The sequence below is a fragment of the Bacillus atrophaeus genome (assembly GCF_001584335.1).
GTDB lineage: Bacteria > Bacillota > Bacilli > Bacillales > Bacillaceae > Bacillus > Bacillus atrophaeus.
Genome location: NZ_LSBB01000001.1, coordinates 697,922 through 717,037 on the forward strand (window position 1 = coordinate 697,922; position 19,116 = coordinate 717,037).

Consider the following 19,116-nt stretch of genomic DNA (forward strand, 5'->3'; position numbering starts at 1 on the left):
TTAATGATTCCCTGATTTATTCCTTATTATGGGTAATTTAATTCTGCAAAAAAGAAAAAGTATTATATATTGCCCAACACTAAAAAAGGATATATAACCCATTTATCATATTTATCCTTTTGTTATAATTACGATATCGATCGATATTTGTTTTAATTTGTAAAAATATATCCTTTTCTATCAATTAGGGGGTAAAAAATGAATACTGTCACTAAAGAAATACATAACCTCGGCCAAGAACGGCTTTTGAAGCTTATTGAAACAAAACAGGCGGTAGTAGGCGTTCTGGGAATGGGGTATGTAGGATTTCCTCTTGCCTTGGAATGTGTCAATAAAGGATACCATGTCATCGGCTTTGACAAGAACAGTGAAAAAGTATCCTTATTAGCCGCCGGGCATAGCCACATCAATGATATAGATGAAAATAAACTGAAGGAAGCTTTACATACAAAGCGATTTCAAGTAAGTGACAACATGGCCTCTATCCAGGATTGCGACATTATTGTGATATGTGTGCCGACACCCCTAGACAAAAAAGAAAAGATCCCCGATTTAACCTACATCGACAGTGCAGTTGACAGCATGATCGCTTATGGAAAGACAAATCAGCTCTTAATTTTAGAAAGCACGACCTATCCGGGAACAACGAAAAAAAAGATTGCGGAAAGAATGGAAGCCAGCCGGCAAATGAACATAGGCACCGACTTTTTTACAGCATACTCTCCAGAAAGAATTGACCCGGGGAATATTCAGTATGAAGTATCTGATATTCCGAAAGTGGTCGGGGGAATAACAAAGACTTGTACAGAACTTGCCTCAGCGTTTTACAGCACGATCGTGAACAGCATCCATCCCGTCACCTCAGCTGAAGTAGCAGAAACAGCCAAACTCCTAGAGAATACCTACCGTTATGTAAATATTGCTTTAATCAATGAAATGGCACTAAACTGCCGGGAACTCGATATTGATATTTGGGAAGTCATAGATGCTGCGGACACGAAGCCGTTCGGTTTCCAAAAGTTCAATCCAGGCCCCGGTGTAGGCGGACATTGTATACCGATAGACCCCTTTTATTTTAAATGGGTAGCCAATCAAAAAGGATTGAAGACAAAATTGATTGATTTGGCGGATGAAATTAATTCGGAAATGCCGATTTCTGTATCTGATTATGCCATAAAGTTAGTCAATAAAGAAAAACGCAGCATTTTATTAGTTGGTGCAGCTTATAAAAAAAATACGAATGATCCTCGGGAATCCTCGGCGCTTACAATTATGGGAGACTTGATGAAAAAGGGCTGCGAGACAGACTATCACGATCCTTTTATCGGGAAAATCCGCTTGGACGAGGGCAGTGTGAAGTATTCTGTCCCTTTTACAAAAGAACAGATCAATCAATATGATGTGGTGATTATTCATACCGATCATGATGATATTGACTACAGCATCTTGCAGGATACATCTCCGGTTATTTTTGATACAAGAAATGTTTGCAGTGATAAATTAGCTGACAATTTAAAGCTTGTCACACTATAGGAGGGAAAGACCATCAGTAACCGATATATCCCCTTTCATAAACCAGATATGACAAATGAAGAAATAGCAAGTGTAACTGAAACACTGCAATCAGGCTGGATTTCAAAAGGTCCAAAGGTGATTGAATTCGAAAAACAATTAGGTGAATTTACAGGAGCCGAACACGTGATCAGCTGTAATTCAGGAACCGCTGCCTTACATATGGCCTTACTTGCGCTAGGCGTAGGAGAAGGCGACGAAGTCATTGTGCCGAGCTTTACATTTTGTTCGAGTGTCAATGTTATCTTGCATGTCGGGGCAACCCCGGTTTTTGCAGACATTCGGGAGGCTGATTTATGCATAGACCCGGAGGATGTAAGACAAAAATTATCTCCGCGCACCAAAGCGGTAATCGCCGTCCATTTTGCGGGCTATCCGGCAGATTTGGATGAACTAGATGCAATATGCAAAGAAAATCAGCTGTATTTAATTGAAGATGCCGCCCACGCGCTTGGGACTCAATATAACGGAACAATGATCGGCACTCATGGCGACGCGGTTTGCTTCAGCTTTTACGCTACAAAAAATATTACAACCGGAGAAGGCGGAGCTCTCATTGTGAAAGACGGCGAAGCGGCAGAGAGGGCCAGACTGTACGGCTGGCACGGCATTACGAAGAATGCATGGAACCGCTACGGTGAAAAAGGCAGCTGGAGATATGACGTTTTATTGCCCGGTTTTAAATACAATATGACAGATATACAGGCGGCGCTGGGACTGGTACAGCTAAGCAGGGCTATCGACATTCAAGAAAAGCGGGAGCGTATTGCTCATTACTATGCTGCCGAGCTTGCCGATTTAACTGACTCGTCACGGCTTCCTCTCGTTGATATACCTACCGGAATTACGCACTCATGGCATTTATTTATTTTAAGAATTAAAGAACGCAGCGGGATGGACAGAGACCTGTTTATCGAGGAAATGAAAGCGAAAAATATCGGTCTCAGCGTCCACTTTATCCCTGTGCATATGCATCCGTATTATAAAGAACATTTTCCCGCAAAACTGCCGATAACGGAGAAAATTTTTACCGAAATTGTGTCACTTCCTTTGTATAGTCAATTATCTGAGGAAGATTGTGAATATATCATTCAGTCTATTAAAGAAACTTTAACTATTGAGAAGGGGGTTCGACAATGAAACACATTGCAATCATCGGAGGCGCGGGTTTTATCGGAAGTGAATTAGCAGCATTACTGCAAGATAAGGGTTTTCACACGATCATTGTAGATCAAAAAAAGCCGAATTCTGATGCACCGTTCCGTTATGCGGATATTTTAGATCAACAAACACTTCGTGAATCATTGCAGGGAGCGGATGCCGTCGTTCATTTGGCGGCAATGGTCGGTGTAGACAGCTGCCGCAGTAATGGTGAGGACGTCATCCGGGTCAACTTTGAGGGAACGAAAAATGTAACCGAGGTGTGCAAAGAATTAGGGATCAGCACTCTTCTGTTTTCATCAAGTTCAGAGGTTTTTGGGGATTCACCTGACTTTCCTTTTACTGAGAGCAGCCAAAAGCTTCCGAAATCTGCATATGGAAAAGCGAAGCTGAAATCAGAAGAATATCTGAGGGAACAAGCGTCAGAACAGTTACATATCCGTGTTGTCCGGTACTTTAATGTGTATGGCGCGAAGCAGCGGGAAGATTTTGTCATGAACAAATTTTTCAGCCTGACCGAGTCCGGCCGGGACCTTCCGCTTTATGGAGACGGCGGGCAAATCAGGTGCTTCAGCTATATCAGCGACATTGTCAATGGAACGTACCTTGCTCTCGTACATCAGGGCAATGAATTTGAAGACTTTAATATTGGGAATGACCAGCCGATCACCATAAAAGAACTGGCTGAGAAAATCAATGAAATCTCCGGCCGAAGCAAAGAACATTACATATTCAAAAAGCTGGGAGAAGACGGTGTCAGGGGTAAAGACATTGAAATCTTTAAACGGGCTCCGTCCATTGATAAGGCAAAACGTCTGCTTGGATATGTTCCCAAAGTCAGCCTTGATGAAGGATTGAGGATTATTAAAGATGAAAGAAAAAAACACAAGCTATCATTATCCTAAACATCCGGAGGAGATCAAGTTCCCCATTTATCCAGGGCAGCTTTCAGGCATAAGCCGTTTACATGCAGCCAAATCCTTGTTTACGGCTACAAAAAGCCGGTTAGCTGAAAAACTGGAGAAACGATATGAAAAAGGCGTTGTATTAACATCAAGCGGCAGTGCGGCTTTGGTGCTGGCCTTGACCTATTCGGGAGCCGGACCGGGGAAAGAAGTTATTCTGTCATCCTTTAATTGTCCAAATGTGATTGATGCGGTCCTTCAGTGTGGAGCGACACCGGTTTTTGCCCAATTGGAGTTTGATTTGTCCCTGTCCGTTTCGGATGCCAGAAAAAAAGCGACTCGGCATACATGTGCCATTATTTTGACGCATGTATATGGCCGAAGTGAAAATCCGGAGATAATAGATTGGGCAAGAGCGAATGGCATTTATATCATTGACGATGCTGCCCAAGCGATGTTTACGAAGCAAGCCGGAGTATATGCGGGCGGATTGGGGGATTTCGGCATCTTAAGCTTTGGGCCGTCCAAGCCTCTTGCCAGCATTGGAGGAGGAGCTTTAATTGCGACCAAAGATTTTCTCTGCCAACAAGACAGGCCGCCAATGGAACAGCGCAGGCAAGTGATAGCTGATTATAAACATTATATGAAAAATCAAAGAATGCAAGCTTTGATGAAACGAAAACATCCTCAGCCCATTCCATATGTAATGAAGAAAACTGGTTTGGTGCCTTCTATGAAAGTAAGCAAGCTTGAGGTACTGCCGCAATCTCCGTCTGTCGTCTCTGTTTTACGGATGCATCCCTCAAGAGAAGCTATTATTGAATATCAGCTGTCAAAAATAGATCAATTGATAAAAGCTTCAGCCAAAAATATAGAAACAGCCAGAGAACGATTTGAACAGGAGGAAACGACTTACGGCGTACAGATGATTCAGCCTAAAGAGGGAGAGTGTTTGAATTACTTGACGATTGTATTTCCGCAAGAAGAGGAGCGGTATGCCTGCTCCGTTTATTTAGCCGAAAAAGGAATTCAAACTTGCTGGAATTACCTCCCTCTCGATCTCATTCCGATTTATCAAACATATGCAACGCAGGCTGATGAAAATCCGCTTTGGAAAAGAGTCCTTTCATTGCCGTTCAAACCGCCGTTGACAGAAGAACAGACAAGGCAAATTGCCGAAACCGTTTTAAAGTATGCAGAGCATCAGAATAAAAACTGAATGTTGGTGATAAAACATGCAAAATACCGTATGCAATAGTCAGCAAGTATGGGATCAGGCCGCTGCCGCACACGAGGCGATACTATTTCAAAGCTATGAGTGGGGAAAGCTTATGGAAGAGCTTCCCGATACTTCATTTCACCCAGTCATACTGAAAACGGATAACGGACAAGCGGTCTATGTGCCTGTTTTTGAGCAGAATGGCAATATCAGCGGCAATATGATTGGGTACGGCGGACCTTTCTTAGAGGGGCCGATCTCGTTTGAATGGCTGCAGGGAGAGATCAAGGCTTTATTTGGCCGGGAGATGTCCAGGATGCTGCTGCCTTACGATCAAGCCACATTTATTGAAGAATTTGGACCAGGATGGGAAGTCAAAACGACACATATGTTAACGCTGCCGGACACATTTGAAGAGCTATGGACGAGCTGTTCAGGAAAAGCCCGTACAGCTGTCAGATACGCAGAAAAGGAAAGTGTAACCATTCGGCAAATCGGGCAAAAAGAGCTGAATGAATTTTATGACCTGTACAAAGCGCATTCAGCAGCAATTGGCGCTCAATACGTATTACGGTTATCTTTTTTTCAGAGGCTGCTTGAGAATCTTAGCAGCCGAGTCTTTTGGGTGGGGGCGTTTCTAGAACAAAAACTGATTAGCAGCAGTATTTTTCTCTATGACCGCTCTCATTTTTATTACTGGCAAAATGTAAACAGTCTCGACGGTAAAAAAGCACAGGCATCCTATTTATTAATGCGGGACGCATTACAGTTTGCCATTAATGCCAAGCTTCGATGGGCTGATTTTGGCTACTCTCACAGTAAAGAGATTGCGAGACCGAAACGATATTGGGGAGCTGAAGAGAAACGATGTCTACAATTTACGGCAGCGGAGTAAAAGTGGTGAGCGGTCATCAATCCAGCTACATTCCGTGGCATGGTTTTTTTGAAAAAATTCATAAATCAGATCTATTTGCCATTCATGACACGGCCCAATTTGAGAAAAAAGGATTTCTTAACAGAAACCGAATTAAAACGCCCCAAGGTCCCAGATGGCTGACCGTTCCTTTACAGATGAAGAACTACAAGGAAATCGAGCTGCGTCATATGAAAATCGACCAGACACAGGACTGGCAAAGAAAACACTGGATGGCGATCCAAATGAACTACGCAAAAGCGCCTTACTTTGAACAATATCGAGCCTTTTTTGAAGATATATATCAAAGGGATTGGGAGTATCTCCATGAATTGAACATGTATATCATTCAGTTTTTTCTAAAAGAGCTGCGCATCTCAACGCCTATTTGTTATGTTTCAGAGCTTGAGTGCCGTAATGAGAAAAAAAGTGATTTTGTTCTTGCTCTTTGTCAAGAACTGGGAGCCGGCCGATATTATTCAGGGAGCCAAGGATCGGACTATTTAATAGAAAGCGATTTTGAAAGAGATGGAATTGCTATTGAATATCAGACCATTAGAGCGATTGAGTATCCGCAGTTATTTGGAGAGCATATTCCTCATCTTTCCATGATCGATATGCTGATGAACTGCGGAGCCGATATGGCGGAAACGCTAGTCAAAGGAGGGCAATATGATGAAAGTAATGGTGTTTGCGGCACATCCAGATGATGAGATTATCGGAGTCGGCGGAGCGCTGGCTAAACATGTGCGCCAAGGGGACAATGTATCAGCGGTCATCATGGCAGAGGGGAAATCGTCAAGAAAAGCTGATTATGTAAAACCTGAGGATTCAATTATGCAAGATTCAAACAATGAAACGAAACAGGCGCTCAGCACTCTTGGTATTGAAGATTTTGTCCGCTTAAACCTGCCTGATAACAGACTTGATTCTATGGATTTATTAGATGTTGTGAAAGAAGCAGAAAAACAAATCGAGCGGTTTCAGCCCGATATTGTGTATACCCAGTACGGAGGAGATATTAACATTGATCACACCGTCGTATTCAGAGCGGTGATGACGGCAACCCGCCCGCTCCCCGGTCATTCTGTTAAACAGGTGCTGGCTTATGAAACTTTATCTTCGACAGAATGGAATTATCTTCAGAAGGATCAATTTCATGCCAATTACTTCATCAATATTGAGGAAGAGCTTGATATGAAGCTGAAGGCCATGGCGTGCTACGGGTCTGAGCTTAGAGACTTTCCCCATCCCCGCTCTCTGCAAGCGATAGAAAATAATGCGTATGTATGGGGCGCAAAATCCGGTTTTAAAGCGGCAGAAGCGTTTATGCTTGTGAGAGGAACATGGTGAGGGCCTTATGATTGCTCAAATTCCTTTTTTCGGACTTGATCCGAAACAAATCGATGGCCGATGGGTCGAAGAAGGGTACGGGCTTGAAGCTAATATTTTTGACGGCCGCTCTTTTGAACAAAAAGATTATGTGAAAAAGATCAATCAAACACTCGCATACGCACAACAGTTGCTTCCGTCTCTGTTAACGCTTCATTTTCCCACGGACAATGCAGATTATATTCATGAAAAACACATCAAAGATCAGCTCCTCCATTTTGCGGAGCTCGCTGTGAAATACGATGCAAAGGGCATAACTGTTCATGCCAATCAATTTATGAATGTAGAAGAATTTCAACAATATGATCTGCAAGGAAACCGCAAAAAAATAATTGAATTTTTTGCAGAGTTTGATGAGGATTTGAAAGGCACGGATATTTGGATCGGTGTCGAAAACCTTCCGATCATCGGAAACCTGGGTGAAGATTTTGATCCGATTTTTATCTATCCTGAGGATTTTGAAGAGCTGGTTCAATTGAAATTGAGGCATGTCGGCATTACGTGGGATATATGCCACTGGGCGATCACCTACCAGACGCACTTATCATCCTCTCTTATGTTTCGAAATGAAACATTGAAGTATCCCGATTTTTTTCAGTTTCTTTCGTTAGAAGAAGCCATTAAACATTATCATTTCAGCTCCTTTCGACAGCTTGCTTTTCCGCATGGGGATGTCCGCTGTTTTGAGGGGCAGCATCCCAAAACAGGAACCATTGATGAACGTCTGCTCCGACAAGCGGCAGAGGAGTTAAAAACGCGTCATCAGGATGATGAAATGGGTATTGTATTTGAAGTGATGGAAACGGACTATACACAAAGGCAAGAATCATGGAGAACTCTAGAATGGTTCGGCGGTGCTTCTGATGAAAAGGATAAAAAACAGGCGTAATCAGACATATCGAACACCGAGTTATGCAAAACTTTGGGCTGCGCAGGTGTTTTCTTCGGCGGCGGATGGTGTATGGCTGATTGCGCTTCCTCTCCTTGTTTTGGATTTAACCGGCAGCAAAATTCTTGTCGGCGTTATTTCTTTTATTGAACTTGTGCCCTTAACATTTGGAGTGTTTACGGGGCCATTGATAGACTCTTTTCGTAAAAAATCTATTTTATATATATGCAACACGGGAAGAGCCGCCATTATGGTGCTTCTGGCGGTGCTTAGCGCAAACCATTTGTTATCCGTGTGGATAGCGGGAGCGTGCGCTTTTTTTCTTTCTCTGCAATCGATGCTCTTTGCGCCTGCGAAAGTTGCGCTCATTCCGCTGCTTGTCCGCCAAAAACATCTGGATCAGGCGACTTCTTTAATGAATACAAGTGATTTAATCGGATTGATCGTCGGAAAACTGATTTGCGGTGTGTTACTGGCCACGATCCCGTTTAGCTTTCTGTTTACGATAAATGGGGCGGCTTTTTTTATCTCTGCCGTGCTGATTCTGCTCATTCGCACATCAGAACCTATTGTGCAAAAAAGCAAAGGAACAGAAGATATGAAGGCCGGTTATAGGATGCTGAAAGGAAATAAGACATGGCTGACATCTGTCGGGTATTTTTTCATTGTCAACCTTGTAATCGCCGGTCTGATTTCGGTTATGGGGCCGATTCTTGCGGTTGAACGTTTTGGTAAGGACTATTCGGTCTGGTTTGCCGTTATGTATGCAATGTTCCAGGCGGGTATGCTGTTAGGAAATCTGGCTGTATTTTTTAAGTGGAATACGAAACATCTAGTCCGCTTATATCCGCGGACTTTAACGGGGGCGGGGGCACTTATTATGATCTTGTTCTTTCCGCTTCACGGATTTGAATGCGTGATCTTTCTTGTGCTTGGCATCATCATTTCATATATCGATGTGCAAACGGTGCTGTATTTTCAAAAAACAGTTCCGACCGCTTATTTTGGGAGGATCTTTGCTCTTATTTTTTCTATCGTAAAGATGGGAGAGCCGCTTTCTGCTGCTTTATATACGGCACTTCTGTTATTATTGACAGCAAACTACATTTTTCTGAGTATAGGACTATCTCTCATTTTGATCTTCTTCACTCTGTCAGTAATGCAGATTGTTCAAAGAACATCACATGAAAAAGCAGATCGGTCTGTCTGACAGGACATCAAAAAGAAGCGGCAGCCGAATTTTTCGCGGCAGCCGCTTCTTTTTATAAATCAAGATAAAGCCTCACCATATCCCGGCACTGAATGCCGTTTTCAAAAATCTCCTCCTCATAATGTCTGATAAAAAAATCATGGTCAATAGCCTGCAGCCGGAATCCGCATTTTTGATAGAGAGAAAGCTGATGAATGCTGGAATTTCCGGTACCGATCTCGATTGTGTCAGCTCCCCATCCCCTCGCCTTTTCAATGGCATCCTGCACAAGCTGTTTACCAATGCCTTTGTTCTGCATAGATTCTTTCACAGCGATATTGACGATTTCAACCGTTTGCGGTCTGGTTTTTAAGAGTACATAGACTCCTGCCAGTTCGCTGCCGATCCAAGCTTCGTAACATTCGCCTCTTACCAGGTATTCATCAACAATTTCCTTTGAAGGATCCGCGAGCAGCAGAAGTTCATATAGCGCCTGATTCGCTTCTGTTGCTTTTTGAATGCTGAGTTGCATATTCACTCCACCTTTTTGTTATAGTTATATATTTTACTAATTTGCTCCAATTTCAATCCATTCTATTATAAGATATATAAGATAGGAAATGTTATACAAGTTAGTAGAATTGAATAGGAGGAAAGTCATGTTTTTTTGTAAGGAATGCGGCCAAAAGAATAATGAAGGGGCAAAGTTTTGTAAAGAATGCGGCACCCCGATCGGAGGAAGCAGCATACAGGCAAATAAAGAAACAGCAAGCACTGCTGAAACGAGGCAGGCTCCGCGAAAACCAATCCCTAAGAAAACCATCATTTTATGGAGCAGCATTGCCGCAGCGTGCGTCATATTATTCGCCGCATATAAAACCGGAGCGTACCTTAATTCTAAGGACAGGTTAGTCGACAAATTTGAGCAGGCTGTAAATAATGAGGATAAAGACCAAATCGCTTCTCTCCTTACGCCTGTAAATGACAAGCTTAAGCTTACTAAAAATAATGTAAAACCGTTTCTTGCATATTTAAAGGATTATCCTGACAAAAAAAATGAGCTTTTAGCATCGCTGCGTGATGAAACAGCCCAAAAGGAAATTGTATACGCGGAGAAAGACGGGAAAAGCTTGCTAGTATTTGACCATTATGATTTAAAGATAGCACCTGTTTATTTTGAAGTAACCAGCAATTATAAAAATACGGATCTACATGTGAATAAAGAGGATGCCGGACCTGTAAAAAAAGCAGATCAAGCACAAACCCTCGGCCCGTACATTCCCGGCGAATATACAGTCTCAGCCAAACTGAAAAACGATGTAGTCGATCTTGTGAAAAAGGAAGAAATTCAGGCGGTTGGTGATAACAGTTTTCGTGTTGATCTCTCATTGGAAGCAGACGATGTGACATTCAGCTTAGCGGATGACATTAAGGACGGAAAGGGAGAATTGCTGATTAACGGTAAATCCATCCATAAGGATCCGTTCAAATCTGTCACATACGGCCCGCTTCTGACAGACGGATCAATGACTGCTGCTGTTGAAGCGGAGTTCCCATGGGGAAAAACAAAAACAGCGGGTGTGCCGATTGATAGCAAAGAAATGGAGTTAACGTTAATTCCTGACCAAGACACACAAGAAACAATCATGAATACGATTGTCAAAACGACAAAGCAATATTCCAAAGCGCTTTCTGATGGAAATACAGCTCAGATGACAGAGGCAAGTGCCAGTTGGAAAGCCGAAGTAAAAGATAACGTGGACTCGATGAAAAACACGGATTCTTACTTAAAAGATAAATATCTGGAAACAGACTTTGATTTGGATACCTTTGCTCTATCCCAGAAAAATGACGGTACATGGCAGGCGGCAGTAACAGGAAAAGAACTTCACCAGTCGGCTAATTATAATGACTATACTAAACCTGAAATGTCGGATGAGAGCCCGAGCTATGAATATCTGCTTTCATATGATAAAAAACAGAAAAAGTGGATTTTCGAAGATGCAGAATCAACTTTTGATTCTGCCGGAACAAATATAAAGAAAATAAAAAATGATAATGCAGAGACGTACACGTCAGCCTGGGCAGACTCAAAAGGCAAGAAACCAAGCGTAAGCCCATCGACCGACGATGTCACGGATGAACAAGTTACATCATTTATGGTTGATTATCTGACAAATCAATCAACCGCAGTGAATTTAAATGAATTTGCGGTCATGGAAGGCAATTTGGAAAAAGGAAGTTCATTATATAATGATCAGCAGAAATTGGTTAAGAAGTTGAACAGCGAGGGGACGACTGAAGTATTTATTGATGTAGAGGTAAAAAGCTTTAGTCAAAGCGGCTCGAATATCATAATTAAAACATATGAAGAATTTGATATTACAAAATCAGGCGGCAGTACAAAGCGCAGAACGTACAACTGGACCTACACAGGCACAGTAAAGGACGGAAGAATTTATTTAACGTCTATTCAATAAAAACAAACCCCCATACCAGCAGGCGATGGGGGTTTGTTTTTAAAAGAAGATATAATGGAAAATCTCTTTGATATAATGTTCGATGATTAACCGAAACGCAACGCACGTGATCAGATAAATCACAATGGTTGAGTAAATGATATCAGCCTTTCCTTTATACGAATGCTGGTAACTTCCCAGCATCGCAGGGGGAATAGCGAAGAATGCGCCGATTAAACCAATCGCTAACACGGTGAAACAAAGATCTGTATGTAATAAAAACAATAGGAGTGCAAGAATCAAAATAGCCGTATAGGGAATAAGAAACGCACCAAATCTGGAGAGTGAATCTTTAAATGACACTTGGTTTCCCGCGATTTTTAAGGAAAAAAAGATCAATGCATGCAACCCGAAAATAAAAAGGGCAAAGTAAATGGTTGGCTTTAAAAAGATTTCTGTAAAGCTCGCACTGCCGGGACCGTCTGAAAAAAGAATATAAAACATCAGCGGAGTTAGTAAACTGAAAAGCACCATTGTAATCATTCCGCTGATCAGCTGTTCTCCGCCTGTTGTTTTGCATTCCTGATAAGGTCGTTTCAGAACGGCCAGGACAAATGAACCGAACTGCTTTGCTGCTTGTTTTGCAGCTTCAGCTCCCGGCTGTGCTCCTTGATTTTCGCCCGCTTGGCGTGGAAGAGGCGATCCGCATTTCTCACAAAACTTTCCGCCATCCGTTTGATGGCCGCATTGAGGACAATACATACTTTGACTCCTTTTCTTTGTAATATAGGGATATTGTACTAATTACCATTATAAAAGAAAAAAATTGAAAAGGAACCGTATTTCTAAAATATAACTTTGTCTTCTTTGGCCGGCTAACCAATATGAGCTTATCAGCCGGACATATCGGAGTCGTCCATTACATCAGTGTGATCATAGGTATAGCGGCTGTCATAGCACTCACGTTTGTTTTGTTTCACTATTCATCTTTTATCAGCAATAAGCTTGGCAAGACGGAGATGAATGTCATTACCCGGCTGATGGGTTTGATTCTGGCGGTGACAGCAGTCGGAATGATCGGAGCAGGTCTGAAAGGAATGTTTCCTGTACTTGTTTCTTAACGATAAAAAAAGCAGTTCCCTTTTATTCACTGAGGGAGCTGCTTTTTATTGTTTTTGGGACATATTGAAAAACTTCTTCGCTTTCAAAAAAATCAATTAAGCGGCTCAGCCAATCATAATAATTAAGCCATTCTTTTAATTCAATTAAAAGCTGGTCAACCTTCGCTTCTGCCTCAGGGCTCAGGTTTTCCTCTTTTAATAGATCAGTCAGCTCGCGGCTGAGTTTTTTGTGGAGCATTTTATTTTTGCTTACGACTTTTGTCCAATTCGCTGTAAATAAAGAAATGAAGGTTTGATAGTAGTCCTGTTCGACGTCATAGAGATCCTTTCTGACCCCTCTTTCAAACACTTTTTCCGCAAGGTTGGCATCTATCATTTCCCGGACAACTTGGCTCATCCGTGTTTTGCTCATTCCGGTAGCTTCAGAAAGCTCGCTTAACGTCATCGGCTTGCGGTTCATATAAATGATGCCGAGCACACGCCCGACAGTAGCGGGCATTCCAAACGTATGCATATTTTCCGCAATCTTCTCAATGAGGTGCTCCTCAGCATGTTCGATGATTTCAAGAGCATTTTTTTCCACAGATGATCATCCCTTCACTGACAATTCATGTTGTCAATATATCATATTTTTGGCAGTTGTTGAAAACGTTTATATGCTGAGGATAAGGGAGGAAATGAGAGAGATTGTAAGAACACTGCCGCTGGTTATGTCATAACAATAAATAATATGTGTATTACATGTAATATCAACACATTGTAAACTTTTTATTTTATAAAGTTTATAATATAATAAAGGTTATACTTTTCAGAAAAATAACGGAAACCTGTTGGAGGTGCACGGATTGCTGAAATTAGAAAATGTTTCAAAAATATATAAAGGCGGAAAAAAAGCTGTCAACAGCATCAATTTAGATATCGCTAAAGGCGAGTTCATCTGTTTTATCGGGCCGAGCGGCTGCGGAAAAACGACGACGATGAAAATGATTAACCGTTTGATTGAGCCTTCGTCAGGCAAGATTTTTATCGACGGCGAAAACATCATGGAGCAGGACCCGGTTGAGCTGAGAAGAAAAATCGGCTATGTGATCCAGCAGATTGGTTTATTTCCCCACATGACCATCCAGCAAAACATTTCACTCGTTCCGAAACTGCTGAAATGGCCGGAAGATAAACGGAAAGAACGGGCAAGAGAGCTGTTAAAGCTTGTTGATATGGGACCTGAATATTTAGAGCGTTATCCCCATGAGCTGAGCGGCGGCCAGCAGCAAAGAATCGGCGTGCTAAGGGCGCTGGCAGCGGAACCTCCCCTTATTTTAATGGATGAACCGTTCGGAGCGCTTGATCCGATTACACGTGATTCTCTTCAAGAAGAATTCAAAAAACTGCAAAGAACATTAAACAAAACCATTGTCTTTGTGACCCACGATATGGATGAGGCCATTAAGCTTGCCGATCGTATCGTCATTTTAAAGGGAGGAGAGATCGTCCAAGTCGGATCGCCTGATGACATTCTCCGAAATCCGGTCAATGAATTCGTAGAGGAATTTATCGGAAAAGAAAGGCTGCTTCAATCCCGGCCTGATATCGAGCGGGTTGAACAAATGATGAATAAAAAGCCAGTTACCATTACGGCGGATAAAACACTTTCTCAAGCCATTCAATTGATGAGAGAACAACGTGTGGATTCACTGCTGGTTGTTGATGAGCAAAATGTGCTTCAGGGCTATGTCGATGTCGAAATCATAGATGAAAAACGGAAAAAAGCAAGCCTTGTCGGCGATGTGTTCCGTTCTGATATTTATACGGTGCAAAGCGGAACCCTCCTTCGCGATACGGTCCGGAAGATTTTAAAACGGGGAATCAAATATGTTCCGGTAGTTGATGAAGAGAATCATCTGGTCGGCATTGTGACGAGAGCGAGCCTTGTAGATATTGTGTACGATTCAATTTGGGGAGAAGAAGACCAATTAGTGACGACATAATGTGAGGAGGTGCTCTTTAGAATGAGTCAGTTTATTGATTTTTTGCAAACGAACGGCGGAGAAATGCTTTATAAAACATGGGAGCATTTATATATTTCTATTATTGCCGTTATATTAGGCATTCTTGTTGCCGTGCCGCTTGGTGTCGTTCTGGCGAGAATGAAGAAAGGGGCCGGCACGATCATCGGTATCGTCAATATTGTGCAAACATTGCCGAGCCTTGCCATTTTAGCCTTTTTTATTCCTTTGCTCGGCGTAGGAAAAGTACCGGCTATCGTCGCGTTATTTTTCTACTCCGTACTGCCGATTCTCAGAAATACCTATACAGGCATTCAAGGGGTAAACAAGAACCTGCTGGAGTCAGGGAAAGGAATCGGAATGACCGGCTGGGAGCAGATCCGGTTAGTCGAGCTTCCGCTTGCGGTGCCGATTATTATGGCGGGAATCCGAACATCTACAATCTATTTGATCGGCTGGGCGACACTCGCGTCCTTTATAGGAGGCGGCGGACTGGGTGATTATATTTTTATCGGATTGAACCTGTATCAGCCTGAATATATCATCGGAGGCGCGGTGCCGGTCACGATTTTAGCAATTATAATTGATTATCTGCTGGCTGTAACGGAACGGAAAGTGACACCGAAAGGACTGCAAGGGATGAAGGAAGTTTCATAAGGAGTTGGCTGTCTTGAAAAATAAACGAATCAGATGGTTTGGCGCGTTAGCTCTCGTTTCAGCTCTGCTGTTAGGCGGCTGTTCACTGCCGGGGCTCAGCGGAGCTTCAGATCAAACGATTAAAATTGGCGCGCAGAGCATTACAGAGTCGGAAATATTAGCGAACATAATCGCTCAGCTTATCGAACATAACACGGACTTGAATACAGCATTAATTAAAAATCTCGGCTCCAACTATGTGCAGCAGCAGGCGATGGTCGGCGGTGATATTGATATTTCCGCCACCCGTTATTCCGGGACGGACTTAACGAGCACCCTCGGAATGGAGGCGGAGAAAGACCCGAAAAAAGCGCTGGACATTGTGCAAAAAGAGTTTGAGAAGCGTTTTAAATATAGATGGTTTGATTCTTATGGGTTTGAAAACACATACGCGTTTACTGTGTCAAAAGAGCTTGCTGAGAAAGACCATTTGAATACCGTTTCAGATATTAAGAAAAACGCAGACAAATACAAGCTGGGAGTCGACAATGCGTGGCTGAAGCGGAAAGGCGACGGCTACAAAGGGTTTGTCAGCACGTATGGGTTTGAGTTCGGAACAACCTATCCGATGCAGATCGGTCTTGTGTATGACGCAGTAAAAAACGGAAAGATGGACGCCGTTCTTGCCTATTCTACAGACGGACGGATTAAGGCGTATGATTTGAAAATCTTAAAAGACGACAAGCAATTTTTCCCGCCCTATGACTGTTCGCCGGTTGTTCCCGAGAAAGTGCTGAAACAGCATCCGGAGCTTGAAGGCCTTTTGAATAAGCTGATCGGACAAATTGATACAGAAACAATGCAGGAGCTGAACTACGAAGTGGACGGAAAGCTGAAAGAACCGTCAGTCGTGGCGAAAGAATTTTTGGAGAAACACGATTACTTTGAGTAAGAAACGAGGTGGAGCAGATGGAAGTGTTACAGCAGCTTGGCACTTATTATTCACAAAACGGCGGTTACGTGCTGCATGAGTTTTCCCGCCATTTTCTGATGTCAGTGTATGGCGTTTTATTCGCGGCTGTTATCGGCATTCCCACAGGGATTTTCATCGCCAGATACAGAGCATTAAGCGGCTGGATTTTCGCGATTACAAATGTGATTCAGACAGTTCCCGCGCTCGCCATGCTCGCCGTCTTGATGCTTGTGATGGGGCTTGGCGCCAATACGGTAATCTTGTCTTTATTTCTGTATTCGCTTTTGCCGATTATCAGAAACACGTATACAGGCATTGTCAGCATTGAGCATGCGTACTTGGAATCAGGTAAAGCGATGGGTATGACGAAATTTCAGGTGCTCCGCATGGTGGAACTGCCGCTGGCGCTTTCGGTCATCATGGCAGGCCTCCGCACGGCGCTTGTCATTGCCATCGGCATTACGGCGATCGGAACATTCGTCGGCGCGGGCGGACTCGGCGATATCATCGTCAGAGGCTCAAACGCGACAAACGGCACCGCGATTATTTTAGCCGGCGCGATTCCGACCGCTCTCATGGCGGTTATCGCCGATTTGGTGATGGGCTGGCTTGAACGAGCGTTAAGCCCGGTGAAAAAGAAAAAAGGAAAACAGCTGAAACCGACTGCTGTATCTTGATGGTAAAAAAAAAAACGCCTAGTAGCTAAGGCGTTTTTTTTACGGTTTCGGGACATGCTTAAAAACCTCTTCACTCTCAAAAAATTCAATCAAACGGCTGATCCAGTTATAGTAATCGAGCCATTCCTTTAATTCTTTGAGCAATTCATTTATTTTTACTTCGGCCTCAGGGGAAAGGTCGCCCTCAAGAGCAGTCAGCAGCTCGCGGTTCAGCTTTTTATGCATCATTTTATTTTTGCTGACCACCTTGCTCCAGTTTGCCGAAAATAATGTGATAAAGGTTTGATAGTAATCCTGCTCTACATCGTATAGATCCTTACGCACGCCTTTTTCAAATACTTTTTCGGCTATATTCACATCAAGCATTTCCCGGACGACCTGGCTCATTCTTGTTTTGCTCATGCCGGTTTCTTCTGATAATTCGTTTAACGTCATGGGTTTGCGATTCATATAAATAATGCCCAAAATTCGCCCCACAGTCGAAGGCATTCCGAACGTGTGCATATTTTCCGCGATTCTGTCTATTAAATGGTCCTCTGCTTGTTCGATGATTGTTAAGGGATCCTTCTCCAACAGTTTCAATCCTTTCAGATGGCAATTCCGATGTCAATATACCACATTTTTAATATAACGAAAATGCTGTAAATAGAGAATTTGGCAGGAAATTGGAGCAAATATAAGAACATCGGTGATGCATAGGGATAAATCAAGGCTTACACATACTTTATATATAATATGAACATATTGTAAACTTTTTATTTTATAAAGTTTAATTTATAATGGTTAAAGCTCAATTTTCTGAAAAATTAAATACGAATTTAACAAATTGAATCAATTTAATCACGGAGGTGTTCATGTTTGCTGACATTAGAAAATGTCTCGAAGAACTATAAAGGCGGGAAAAAAGCCGTCAACAGCATTAACTTGAAGATCGAAAAGGGCGAATTTATTTGTTTTATCGGACCGAGCGGCTGCGGAAAAACGACAACGATGAAAATGATCAACAGGCTGATTGAGCCGTCATCTGGCACCATTTCTATTGACGGTGAAAACATTATGGAGCAGGACCCGGTAGAACTGAGAAGAAAAATCGGCTATGTGATCCAGCAGATTGGTTTATTTCCCCACATGACCATCCAGCAAAACATTGCGCTTGTGCCGAAGCTTTTGAAATGGCCGGAAGAAAAACGAAAAGAACGGGCGCGTGAGCTTTTAAAATTGGTCGATATGGGACCGGAATATTTAGACCGTTATCCACACGAACTAAGCGGAGGACAGCAGCAGAGAATAGGTGTGTTACGGGCACTTGCAGCAGAACCGCCGCTTATCTTAATGGATGAACCGTTTGGGGCGCTTGACCCGATTACGAGGGATTCCCTTCAGGAAGAATTTAAAAAACTGCAAAAAACCTTACATAAAACCATCGTATTTGTTACCCATGATATGGATGAAGCGATTAAACTGGCAGACCGGATCGTCATTTTGAAAGCAGGAGAAATCGTACAGGTCGGAACGCCAGATGAGATTTTGAGAAATCCTGCAGACGAATTTGTAGAGGAGTTTATCGGCAAGGAACGGCTGATTCAGTCGTCAAGCCCCGATATGGAGCGTGTTGACCAGATCATGAACAAGCAGCCTGTTACCATTACGGCAAATAAAACCCTCTCAGAAGCCATTCAAGTGATGCGGGAGCACCGTGTAGACTCCTTGCTTGTCGTTGACAGCCGAAACGTCCTGCAAGGCTTTGTGGACGTGGAGATGATTGATCAGCATCGTCGAAAGGCAAAGCTTGTGGCGGAAGTGCTGAATCCTGATATTTACACTGTGTTAAGCAGCACCTTATTGCGTGATACGGTTCATAAGATCTTGAAACGGGGCGTGAAATATGTGCCGGTAGTTGACGAAGATCATCACCTGGTCGGCATTGTGACCAGAGCGAGTCTCGTGGACATCGTCTATGAGTCGATATGGGGAGAAGAAAATCAGCTCGCGGTTATGTCATGAGGA

Annotated in this window: 19 protein-coding genes and 1 pseudogene; 16 read left to right on the forward strand and 4 right to left on the reverse strand. The window is 42.8% G+C overall.

What is annotated here, in order from left to right:
• Window positions 1-198 precede the first annotated feature (198 nt).
• The 9 genes from AXI57_RS03435 to AXI57_RS03475 are packed head-to-tail and all read left to right on the forward strand — an operon-like array spanning window position 199 to window position 9,261.
• Complete coding sequence (locus AXI57_RS03435) at window positions 199-1,533, forward strand: nucleotide sugar dehydrogenase (protein WP_061669239.1); 1,335 nt, start codon at window positions 199-201, stop codon at window positions 1,531-1,533.
• A 48-nt stretch (window positions 1,534-1,581) separates the two neighbouring features.
• Window positions 1,582-2,712 carry a DegT/DnrJ/EryC1/StrS family aminotransferase gene (locus AXI57_RS03440; RefSeq protein WP_003326878.1) on the forward strand — a complete coding sequence of 377 codons (1,131 nt, stop codon included), beginning with the start codon at window positions 1,582-1,584 and terminating at the stop codon, window positions 2,710-2,712.
• Entirely contained in the window at window positions 2,709-3,638 is a 930-nt protein-coding gene (locus AXI57_RS03445) for an NAD-dependent epimerase/dehydratase family protein (RefSeq protein WP_061669240.1), read from the forward strand. The genes AXI57_RS03440 and AXI57_RS03445 overlap by 4 nt, the downstream gene beginning before the upstream one ends.
• Window positions 3,604-4,857 (forward strand): aminotransferase class V-fold PLP-dependent enzyme, encoded by a 1,254-nt coding sequence (locus AXI57_RS03450; RefSeq protein ID WP_061669241.1) that lies wholly within the window; start codon window positions 3,604-3,606, stop codon window positions 4,855-4,857. Before AXI57_RS03445 ends, AXI57_RS03450 begins: the two co-directional genes overlap by 35 nt.
• Window positions 4,858-4,873: 16 nt before the next feature.
• Window positions 4,874-5,752, forward strand: a complete 879-nt coding sequence (locus tag AXI57_RS03455) for a peptidoglycan bridge formation glycyltransferase FemA/FemB family protein (protein ID WP_003326881.1) — start codon at window positions 4,874-4,876, stop codon at window positions 5,750-5,752.
• A complete protein-coding gene (locus AXI57_RS03460) occupies window positions 5,725-6,480 on the forward strand; it encodes a WbqC family protein (protein ID WP_061669242.1) in 756 nt (251 codons plus the stop codon). Before AXI57_RS03455 ends, AXI57_RS03460 begins: the two co-directional genes overlap by 28 nt.
• The gene (locus tag AXI57_RS03465) at window positions 6,446-7,123 is read left to right on the forward strand and encodes a PIG-L deacetylase family protein (RefSeq protein ID WP_061669243.1); all 678 of its coding nucleotides are present in this window, start codon (window positions 6,446-6,448) and stop codon (window positions 7,121-7,123) included. Before AXI57_RS03460 ends, AXI57_RS03465 begins: the two co-directional genes overlap by 35 nt.
• A 7-nt stretch (window positions 7,124-7,130) precedes the next feature.
• Entirely contained in the window at window positions 7,131-8,051 is a 921-nt protein-coding gene (locus tag AXI57_RS03470) for an apurinic/apyrimidinic endonuclease family protein (RefSeq protein ID WP_061669244.1), read from the forward strand.
• On the forward strand, window positions 8,026-9,261 hold the full coding sequence (locus AXI57_RS03475) for an MFS transporter (RefSeq protein ID WP_061669245.1): 1,236 nt from the start codon (window positions 8,026-8,028) through the stop codon (window positions 9,259-9,261). The genes AXI57_RS03470 and AXI57_RS03475 overlap by 26 nt, the downstream gene beginning before the upstream one ends.
• 52 nt (window positions 9,262-9,313) lie before the next feature.
• Here the strand turns inward: AXI57_RS03475 and AXI57_RS03480 are convergent, their stop codons facing one another.
• A complete protein-coding gene (locus tag AXI57_RS03480) occupies window positions 9,314-9,778 on the reverse strand; it encodes a GNAT family N-acetyltransferase (protein WP_141292181.1) in 465 nt (154 codons plus the stop codon).
• A gap of 121 nt (window positions 9,779-9,899) precedes the next feature.
• On the opposite strand from AXI57_RS03480, the gene AXI57_RS03485 reads away from it, so the two are divergent.
• A complete protein-coding gene (locus AXI57_RS03485; protein WP_061669247.1) occupies window positions 9,900-11,720 on the forward strand; it encodes a zinc ribbon domain-containing protein in 1,821 nt (606 codons plus the stop codon).
• Window positions 11,721-11,759: 39 nt separating this feature from the next.
• Here AXI57_RS03485 and AXI57_RS03490 read toward each other — a convergent pair whose 3' ends face one another.
• The gene (locus tag AXI57_RS03490) at window positions 11,760-12,461 is read right to left on the reverse strand and encodes a zinc ribbon domain-containing protein (RefSeq protein ID WP_061669248.1); all 702 of its coding nucleotides are present in this window, start codon (window positions 12,459-12,461) and stop codon (window positions 11,760-11,762) included.
• Window positions 12,462-12,577: 116 nt separating this feature from the next.
• Here AXI57_RS03490 and AXI57_RS03495 point away from each other — a divergent pair.
• Window positions 12,578-12,820: pseudogene (locus tag AXI57_RS03495) on the forward strand (MarC family protein); the annotation flags it as partial.
• Window positions 12,821-12,842: 22 nt separating this feature from the next.
• Here AXI57_RS03495 and AXI57_RS03500 read toward each other — a convergent pair.
• The gene (locus AXI57_RS03500) at window positions 12,843-13,403 is read right to left on the reverse strand and encodes a GbsR/MarR family transcriptional regulator (protein WP_010789958.1); all 561 of its coding nucleotides are present in this window, start codon (window positions 13,401-13,403) and stop codon (window positions 12,843-12,845) included.
• A gap of 262 nt (window positions 13,404-13,665) precedes the next feature.
• Here AXI57_RS03500 and opuCA point away from each other — a divergent pair, with 262 nt between their 5' ends.
• From opuCA to opuCD, 4 genes are read left to right on the forward strand one after another with little or no spacing between them, the layout of a single operon-like run.
• Window positions 13,666-14,805 carry an osmoprotectant ABC transporter ATP-binding protein OpuCA gene (opuCA, locus tag AXI57_RS03505; protein WP_061669250.1) on the forward strand — a complete coding sequence of 380 codons (1,140 nt, stop codon included), beginning with the start codon at window positions 13,666-13,668 and terminating at the stop codon, window positions 14,803-14,805.
• 21 nt (window positions 14,806-14,826) lie between these two features.
• A complete protein-coding gene (locus AXI57_RS03510) occupies window positions 14,827-15,480 on the forward strand; it encodes an ABC transporter permease (protein WP_013390660.1) in 654 nt (217 codons plus the stop codon).
• A gap of 13 nt (window positions 15,481-15,493) precedes the next feature.
• Window positions 15,494-16,411, forward strand: a complete 918-nt coding sequence (gene opuCC, locus AXI57_RS03515) for an osmoprotectant ABC transporter substrate-binding lipoprotein OpuCC (protein WP_061669251.1) — start codon at window positions 15,494-15,496, stop codon at window positions 16,409-16,411.
• Window positions 16,412-16,428: 17 nt separating this feature from the next.
• The gene (opuCD, locus tag AXI57_RS03520) at window positions 16,429-17,109 is read left to right on the forward strand and encodes a glycine betaine/carnitine/choline/choline sulfate ABC transporter permease OpuCD (RefSeq protein WP_061570700.1); all 681 of its coding nucleotides are present in this window, start codon (window positions 16,429-16,431) and stop codon (window positions 17,107-17,109) included.
• A gap of 39 nt (window positions 17,110-17,148) precedes the next feature.
• On the opposite strand, the gene AXI57_RS03525 is transcribed toward opuCD, so the two are convergent.
• Complete coding sequence (locus AXI57_RS03525) at window positions 17,149-17,682, reverse strand: GbsR/MarR family transcriptional regulator (protein WP_003326896.1); 534 nt, start codon at window positions 17,680-17,682, stop codon at window positions 17,149-17,151.
• Window positions 17,683-17,967: 285 nt separating this feature from the next.
• Here AXI57_RS03525 and AXI57_RS03530 point away from each other — a divergent pair, with 285 nt between their 5' ends.
• Entirely contained in the window at window positions 17,968-19,113 is a 1,146-nt protein-coding gene (locus AXI57_RS03530; RefSeq protein WP_061669252.1) for a betaine/proline/choline family ABC transporter ATP-binding protein, read from the forward strand.
• Window positions 19,114-19,116 lie beyond the last annotated feature (3 nt).

Excerpts from the sequence above, each read along its gene's own strand:
- AXI57_RS03435 (WP_061669239.1), top strand. The coding sequence starts at position 199 with ATGAATACTGTCACTAAAGAAATACATAACCTCGGCCAAGAACGGCTT.
- AXI57_RS03440 (WP_003326878.1), top strand. The coding sequence starts at position 1,582 with ATGACAAATGAAGAAATAGCAAGTGTAACTGAAACACTGCAATCAGGC.
- AXI57_RS03445 (WP_061669240.1), top strand. The coding sequence starts at position 2,709 with ATGAAACACATTGCAATCATCGGAGGCGCGGGTTTTATCGGAAGTGAA.
- AXI57_RS03450 (WP_061669241.1), top strand. The coding sequence starts at position 3,604 with ATGAAAGAAAAAAACACAAGCTATCATTATCCTAAACATCCGGAGGAG.
- AXI57_RS03455 (WP_003326881.1), top strand. The coding sequence starts at position 4,874 with ATGCAAAATACCGTATGCAATAGTCAGCAAGTATGGGATCAGGCCGCT.
- AXI57_RS03460 (WP_061669242.1), top strand. The coding sequence starts at position 5,725 with ATGTCTACAATTTACGGCAGCGGAGTAAAAGTGGTGAGCGGTCATCAA.
- AXI57_RS03465 (WP_061669243.1), top strand. The coding sequence starts at position 6,446 with ATGAAAGTAATGGTGTTTGCGGCACATCCAGATGATGAGATTATCGGA.
- AXI57_RS03470 (WP_061669244.1), top strand. The coding sequence starts at position 7,131 with ATGATTGCTCAAATTCCTTTTTTCGGACTTGATCCGAAACAAATCGAT.
- AXI57_RS03475 (WP_061669245.1), top strand. The coding sequence starts at position 8,026 with ATGAAAAGGATAAAAAACAGGCGTAATCAGACATATCGAACACCGAGT.
- AXI57_RS03485 (WP_061669247.1), top strand. The coding sequence starts at position 9,900 with ATGTTTTTTTGTAAGGAATGCGGCCAAAAGAATAATGAAGGGGCAAAG.
- AXI57_RS03490 (WP_061669248.1), bottom strand. The coding sequence starts at position 12,461 with ATGTATTGTCCTCAATGCGGCCATCAAACGGATGGCGGAAAGTTTTGT.
- AXI57_RS03510 (WP_013390660.1), top strand. The coding sequence starts at position 14,827 with ATGAGTCAGTTTATTGATTTTTTGCAAACGAACGGCGGAGAAATGCTT.
- opuCD (WP_061570700.1), top strand. The coding sequence starts at position 16,429 with ATGGAAGTGTTACAGCAGCTTGGCACTTATTATTCACAAAACGGCGGT.